At 48.5% G+C, this 6817-nt stretch carries 6 protein-coding genes and 1 pseudogene; 5 read left to right on the top strand and 2 right to left on the bottom strand.

Features of this window, described 5'->3' with window-relative positions; translation table 11 throughout:
• The first annotated feature begins 347 nt into the window (after nucleotides 1-347).
• The 5 genes from NDA06_RS26020 to NDA06_RS26000 all read left to right on the top strand — a co-directional run bounded on the left by NDA06_RS26020 (nucleotide 348) and on the right by NDA06_RS26000 (nucleotide 5176).
• Entirely contained in the window at nucleotides 348-749 is a 402-nt protein-coding gene (locus tag NDA06_RS26020) for a DUF309 domain-containing protein (protein ID WP_190425607.1), read from the top strand.
• 132 nt (nucleotides 750-881) lie between these two features.
• Nucleotides 882-1394, top strand: coding sequence for an LptA/OstA family protein (locus NDA06_RS26015; protein ID WP_190987189.1), 513 nt, complete (start codon nucleotides 882-884; stop codon nucleotides 1392-1394).
• A 103-nt stretch (nucleotides 1395-1497) separates the two neighbouring features.
• Nucleotides 1498-2226, top strand: coding sequence for an LPS export ABC transporter ATP-binding protein (gene lptB / locus NDA06_RS26010; RefSeq protein WP_190413049.1), 729 nt, complete (start codon nucleotides 1498-1500; stop codon nucleotides 2224-2226).
• A gap of 197 nt (nucleotides 2227-2423) precedes the next feature.
• On the top strand, nucleotides 2424-3587 hold the full coding sequence (locus tag NDA06_RS26005; protein ID WP_242028858.1) for an LptF/LptG family permease: 1164 nt from the start codon (nucleotides 2424-2426) through the stop codon (nucleotides 3585-3587).
• 419 nt (nucleotides 3588-4006) lie between these two features.
• Complete coding sequence (locus NDA06_RS26000) at nucleotides 4007-5176, top strand: hypothetical protein (RefSeq protein WP_190987188.1); 1170 nt, start codon at nucleotides 4007-4009, stop codon at nucleotides 5174-5176.
• 49 nt (nucleotides 5177-5225) lie between these two features.
• Here the strand turns inward: NDA06_RS26000 and NDA06_RS25995 are convergent, their stop codons facing one another.
• Nucleotides 5226-6653 carry an NADP-dependent isocitrate dehydrogenase gene (locus NDA06_RS25995; protein WP_348251925.1) on the bottom strand — a complete coding sequence of 476 codons (1428 nt, stop codon included), beginning with the start codon at nucleotides 6651-6653 and terminating at the stop codon, nucleotides 5226-5228.
• 64 nt (nucleotides 6654-6717) lie between these two features.
• Nucleotides 6718-6817: pseudogene (locus NDA06_RS25990) on the bottom strand (IS5/IS1182 family transposase); the annotation flags it as partial.

Genomic DNA, 6817 nt, shown 5'->3' with positions numbered 1-6817 from the left:
AATTGCTTCGTCAACTTGGTCTGCGGCTTGATTGCCTACTGTCACCAGCCCAAGAAGCCTTCCCTGCTCATTGATGCGGCTTTGCCTGCTTCTGCTTAACCCGAACTGACGTTAAACTTAAATAAAGCATTTTACAGCAGTTTTTTCTATCCGTTAAAAACTTAAAGCGATCGCTTGTTTTGGAGGCTTTCCATCACCCACGCGCGAAGCAGCTAAACATAGGCATCTTCGTCTGGAGCGATAAGTGTGGTGATGCCTGAACACAACCATAACCACGAGGGAAGGTGCTTGACGGTAGGGAACTGAAAACGGCAGAGTAATGAAATTATTAATATAGTTCCCGACTAATGACTGAAGAAATCCCATCTGAATTTTGGCAAGGGATCGAAGAGTTTAATCAGCATGAATTTTACGCCTGCCACGACACCTTAGAGGCTCTGTGGATGGAAGCCAGCGAGCCGGAAAAAAGGTTTTATCAGGGAGTGCTGCAAATTGCCGTTGGATGTTATCACCTAGGCAACCTTAACTGGCGCGGTGCAGTTATTTTACTGGGAGAGGGAATGCGCCGCTTGGAGGCATACGAACCTGCTTACAGTGGAATTGATGTCACCGAACTGCGGGAACAGAGTGCCGAACTGTTGACAGCACTGCAAGAAGCTGGAGCAGAAAACGTGGTTGATTTTGTAGAACAGATGCAACAAGACGAGAATGTCTCACATTTGCCAAAAATACTGCGAATAGAGGCTTAGAAACTTCTCAAGACTCAGAAACGTCGGGATTGTTGTGCCTGGTTATCGCTGGATTTGTTCTAGATCGATCCTTTAGAGAGAGTAAACTAGGCACAAGAGCCGATCACCGTCTTTGATGTCTCCGCAAGACCCATGATGACCTCATCTCAATTTAATCAAAGTCTAATGCGTCGCCTGGGATTAGTGCTGATGCTGCCAGCTGTTTTAGCGGGAGCGATCGCTATCCCCACCCAAATCCAAACCGCCCAAGCCCAAACCGCCGATGACGGACGCGCCCTCACCGTCCGTTCTGATGTGCAAGAAGCCAACTCGAAAACAGGTGTAGTAACAGCTCGTGGCAACGTGCAAATGTATTACCCCTCGCGGCAGATCCAGGCAACTGCTGCCCAAGCTCAGTATTTCAGCAAAGAACGCCGCATCGTTCTGAGTGGTAACGTCTACGTCCTGCAACAAGGCAATAGTCTCCGAGGCGAGACAATCACCTATCTGATCGATGAAGGACGCTTTGTTGCCCTGCCTCAGTCCAATCGGCAGGTAGAATCAGTTTATCTGGTCGCCGATCCAAATTCTCCAACTACACCCGTAGCGCCACCAGCTCCCGCCGTCAATCCTAAACCAGCCTTCAAAACGCCGAATAGTCGCTAGCCATTTGTCACATGGCTAATCGCGAATCGCGAATGGCTAATCGCTAATGGCTTTTAATAATTAGCAGTTAGCCATTAGCAATGAACAATTAGCTATTTCGATGATGAAAATCGTACTGGAGAATATTCACAAGTCTTACGGCAAACGTGCGATCGTCAATCGCGTCAACCTTTCGGTGGCGCAAGGGGAAGTCGTGGGACTACTCGGCCCTAACGGTGCTGGGAAAACGACGACCTTTTACATTGCAACTGGCTTGGAAAAACCCGATCAGGGTACGGTTTGGCTAAATGACCAGGACATCACCACCTTACCCATCCACAAACGAGCGCATTTAGGCATTGGCTATCTTGCTCAGGAAGCCAGTATTTTCCGCAACCTCACCGTCCAAGACAATATTCTCTTGGTGCTGGAACAAACAGGCGTGCCTCGTCGCGAGTGGCAAAACCGTCTAAATGGTTTGCTGCAAGAGTTTCGGCTAGAAAAAGTAGCAAATACGCTGGGGATTCGGGTATCTGGGGGAGAACGTCGGCGCACCGAGTTGGCGAGATCCTTAGCGTCAGGGCGAGAAGGGCCAAAATTTTTGCTATTGGATGAGCCGTTTGCCGGTGTCGATCCGATTGCCGTATCGGAGATTCAAAAAATTATTGCCGGACTACGCGATCGCTACATGGGCATCTTAATCACCGATCACAACGTCCGCGAAACCCTCGCCATCACCGATCGAGCCTACATTATGCGCGACGGACAAATCCTCGCCTCTGGCAATTCAGAAGAACTCTACAATAACCCCTTAGTGCGACAGTACTACTTAGGAGATGACTTCCAAAGATAGCCTTGGGTAATCGGTAATCGGGAATTGGTAATTACAAGAGTCATCAGTAAGAAGCATTGAATTTTGAAACCACAAGAGAGTTTTGAATTCAAAATTTCAGACGCGATAACTGTAAGTCTTCTACTCCTTAAAACTTTCCTCCAATTACCTATTACCCATTACCCATTACCCGTTCCCTACCCATCGCTCCTTGACCAATGACCAAATCTTTCAATCCGCTCTCCCCCCTGATTTCGACAGTCTCGGTGATGGATCGCTATATTGGCACCGAGCTGGTCGCGCCTTTCCTATTTGGCATGGGATTCTTTTCTTCCATCGGGGTAACGATTGGCAGTTTATTTGACCTGATGAGAAGGACTGTGGATGTAGGTCTACCCGCATCGCTCGTATTGAAAGTCCTGCTGTTAAGTCTGCCACAGTTTATGGCGTATGCCTTTCCCGCCTCAGTGCTACTGGCTGCCTTATTAACCTATAGTCGTCTCTCCGCTGACAGTGAGTTGGTTGCCCTGCGTAGCTGCGGGGTGAGTATTTATCGATTGGTGCTACCAGCGATCGTCCTGAGTTTTGTTGTGACCGGCATCGCCTTTACGTTTAATGAGTATGTAGTACCCGCTGCGAACTATCAAGCCAAAGTTAGTCTAGATAAAGCTCTAAATAAAGAAAAGCCATCTTTCCAAGAACGCAATATTTTTTATCCAGAATATACGAAAGTTAAGCTACCCAATGGCGACAGAGAACAAGTGTTAAAACGCCTGTTCTATGCAGAAAAATTTGACGGTCAGAAGATGGAGGGATTGACAATTTTAGATTGGTCTCAGGAGGGTCTCAATCAAATTGTTACTTCGCAATCTGCTGCTTGGAATCCAGGACAAAACACCTGGGATTTTTTCAAAGGCACGATTTATTTAATCTCTCCCGATGCTTCCTACCGCAATATTTTGAAGTTTGAACACCAACAGTTGCAGCTGCCTCGTACCGCCTTGGATTTGGCAAATTCTGGGCGCGACTACGGCGAAATGAATCTTGCACAAGCCAGAGAACGGCTGAAATTAGAACGCCTCAGTGGTAATCAACAAAAAATTCGCAAGCTTCTGATCCGCATTCACCAAAAAATAGCTTTACCGTTTGCTTGTGTCGTTTTTGGTATTGTGGGTGCCGCTTTAGCCAATAGACCGACTCGCACCAGTAAAGCGACGGGTTTTGGGATTAGCGTGATCGTCATTTTTGCTTACTATTTGTTAATGTCCGTTGGTGATGCTCTGGGACTAAGTAACTTCCTCTCTCCCGTAATTGCTGCTTGGTTACCGAATCTGTTTGGATTGGGAGCAGGGGCGTGGTTCCTGCTTCGAGCTGCCCGCTAAACTTTAAGGTAGTGTCATCGTCAGTCGTGTAGGGACGGTTCTCGCTCAAGATATTGAGCGATAGCGAAGCATAACGCACTGTGCAAATTACTGTTTTTCTCTCCCTAATTCATTGGGGAGAGAAAAAGTTGCACATGGCCTAAGCATATCTATAAACCCACCCGTTCTTGGTAGAGGCATATCTGTTCCCTGCCCCTCAGTGAGTGTTTTTCGGTTTCTAGTAATTAATGCTCGTTGAGCGATCGCAACCTTTCTAACTTCCTAAATTTAAACTTTAGTAAACTAAAAGCTTGGCTAAAATTTTACAAAAATGAAAGAAATCTTTTAACAAACTGTATATTAAGACAGTTCCTGTTCAAGGCAATAGCGTATAAAATCGACTTACAATCCCTTGTGCAAGTCGAGCTGCACTACAGCTTATGTCATCCTCCAAACAAGTCCCTGCCTCCATCCGCTATCTCAAAGCACGGTTACGGACATTCGCACGCCCTGCGTTTTGGGGATCGGCGATCGCACTGGTGATGATGGTGATAGGGGTATGGGAGTACTGGGTACACCCAGAATGGCTTAACAGCCTTTTAGATGGAGAAACGGAGAGTGGGCAAGTTGATTCCGCAGAGAATCCCTCGGATGACCCAAACCTTTCTCAAGAAAGCAGTGTGATTGGCGCTGATATCGATAACTTGCCCGCGCTCATGCAGGAATTTAATCGCGGCACTAATCAAGGCGCTGGCAAGAAGGGAAAGGAAAAAGCTCAAGATCCCACCCAGCAAGAAGGTTTATTTGAGCAACTGACTCGCAACCCGGCGACTGCTTCTAATACAGAATCGACCGCGCAGCCTCAAGCGATCGCAGGAATCCCCAAAGCTCCGCAAAACTCGAACAATCCATTTCTGACATCAGCACAAGATTTATTAAATACTGGATTAAATGTTGGCCCCCAGCCCAATACAGGGGCATTTTTGGGATTGACACCCACGAACCAACAGGCGGTAAATTCTACTACAACAGCAACCTCCACTCCGAATCTGGGCTTTGGCGTGCCCAATTTAACTAACCAGAACCAAAACGTCCTGCCAGTCAACTCCCTGCAACAAGCGTTGAATCAAACTTCGGCAAACCAAGCAGTAAACGCATCGCCATCGGGAAATACGTCTCAACAAACGCTTCCCAATTCCACATCCACTGGGCAAATGGCACCACCGCCAGCAAGTGCCCTAGCGAACACTACAGGCTATAGCACTCCCTTACCCACGACTAGCAACGCTACTCAGGGTTCTTCCGCCCCGAATTCTTACACCTATTTAACCCAACCCCAGGCGGTTCCTCCCGTTGTAGCACCTGCTGTCCCCGTAACACCACAGATAGCACCGCCAGTGGCACCGATAACGACCAGTAATTATGGGCAGTACCCATCGGGAGCGAACACTCAAAGAAGCGGGTTCAACAGCAACTCTGGTTTTGGCTCCAATCTTGGTAATTCCGGATCGCAACCGGGTCAGTTGAACCAGCCTAACTTTACAGCTCCTCGTCGCGTTCCAGGACGCTACATTGGTGGGGGTCAGATTAATACTTTCTCAAATCCATAGCTGTTAGCAATTAGCTGTGGGTTGCTCGCTAATTGCTAATCGCTATTTACTAATTACTTTGGAAGTATTTGATGATGGCGGAGGCAAATTCCGAGCATTTCAGAGGCTCCACCGGCGGTTCCATGAGTCGAGCCAAATCATAGGTGACTTCGCCGTTAGAGATCGCCTGACCGAGGCCATGCTTAATCAAGTCAGCTGCCTCCTGCCAGCCCATAAATTCCAACATCATCACGCCTGACAAAATGACCGACCCGGGGTTTACCCGATCGAGTCCAGCGTGCTTCGGTGCGGTGCCGTGAGTCGCTTCAAAGATGGCGCATCGATCCCCAATATTGGCTCCTGGCCCCATCCCCAGGCCACCGACAATCGCTGCCGCTGCATCTGACAAATAATCACCATTCAGGTTCATCGTAGCGAGGATGGAATATTCATCCGGTCGAGTCTGAATCTGTTGGAAAATGCTGTCAGCAATTCGATCGTTCACCATCACCTTGTCTTTCCACTGACCGTTGCCGTGGGTTTCCCAGATGGTATTGAGAACATCTTCCACTTCACGAGTGATTTGGGCTTTTTTCTCTGCCGTCAAGGCGTCGTACCCAGGCTCAATCTGACGGGCGTTTTCTTCCAAGGTAATCTCTGGATTACGGGCTTTGTTGTCCAGAATCCATGATTCTCGTTCTGTAACGCACTCAGCGCGAAACTCAGCGATCGCTACTTCGTAACCCCAGTCCCGGAAAGCCCCTTCGGTGTACTTCATGATGTTGCCCTTATGCACCAGCGTCACCATCTGTTTCTGCTTGGGTAGCCGCAGGGCATTCTTGATGGCACGGCGCACTAGGCGCTGGGAACCCGTCTTACTAATTGGCTTGATGCCGATTCCAGAGTCTAGGGGAATTTGCTTTTTGCCGTGTTCTGGCGTAGCTGGAATTAGCTCATTATTGAGTATGTCAATCAACTTGTTAGCAATTTCGCTGCCTTGACGCCACTCAATTCCCAGGTAGATGTCTTCTGTATTTTCTCGATAGATGATGACATCAAGTTTCTCTGGGCTTTTGTGGGGAGAAGGGGTGCCTGGGTAATACTTGCAGGGGCGGACACAGGAGTAAAGGTCAAAAATCTGACGCAGTGCCACATTCAGCGACCGGATGCCGCCCCCAATCGGGGTTGTTAGCGGCCCTTTGATGGCAATACCGTATTCTTTAATTGCGTCTAGGGTATCTTGGGGCAAATATTGGTAGGTGCCGTACTTCTCACAGGCTTCATCCCCGGCGTAGATTTTGAACCAGCTGATTTGTCGCTTGCCACCATAAGCAGCTTGGACAGCGGCATCAAAGACCTTCTGGGCGGCGGGCCAGAGGTCGATGCCCGTGCCATCTCCGCGAATGAAAGGAACGATCGGGTTGTCTGGAACAACGGGTTCGCCATCTTTGAAAATGATACGTTCGCCCATGTCAGGAGGAGTGATTTTTTCGTACATATTGCACTTTTGTTGGATCTAGTCTAGCCAGACAATATTTTGACAGGAAGACTAGGGCGTGTCATCAATTCAACCAGATGACCGTAGCAGCGAGGTGAATCGCACCGAGAAAGTTAACCGCACGCTTGTCGTAGCGCGTTGCAATCGCTCGATACTGCTTGAGT

Origin of the sequence: Trichocoleus sp. ST-U1 (assembly GCF_039961835.1) — a bacterium.
In the GTDB taxonomy this organism is placed as follows: Bacteria; Cyanobacteriota; Cyanobacteriia; order Cyanobacteriales; family FACHB-T130; genus FACHB-T130.
The sequence above is the reverse complement of the archived record's forward strand: the minus strand, read 5'-3'. Positions and strand labels throughout refer to the sequence as shown.

Bases quoted from the DNA above. Each gene is read 5' to 3' on its own strand.
- NDA06_RS26020 (WP_190425607.1), top strand. From the start codon at position 348: ATGACTGAAGAAATCCCATCTGAATTTTGGCAAGGGATCGAAGAGTTT.
- NDA06_RS26015 (WP_190987189.1), top strand. From the start codon at position 882: ATGATGACCTCATCTCAATTTAATCAAAGTCTAATGCGTCGCCTGGGA.
- lptB (WP_190413049.1), top strand. From the start codon at position 1,498: ATGAAAATCGTACTGGAGAATATTCACAAGTCTTACGGCAAACGTGCG.
- NDA06_RS26005 (WP_242028858.1), top strand. From the start codon at position 2,424: ATGACCAAATCTTTCAATCCGCTCTCCCCCCTGATTTCGACAGTCTCG.
- NDA06_RS26000 (WP_190987188.1), top strand. From the start codon at position 4,007: ATGTCATCCTCCAAACAAGTCCCTGCCTCCATCCGCTATCTCAAAGCA.
- NDA06_RS25995 (WP_348251925.1), bottom strand. From the start codon at position 6,653: ATGTACGAAAAAATCACTCCTCCTGACATGGGCGAACGTATCATTTTC.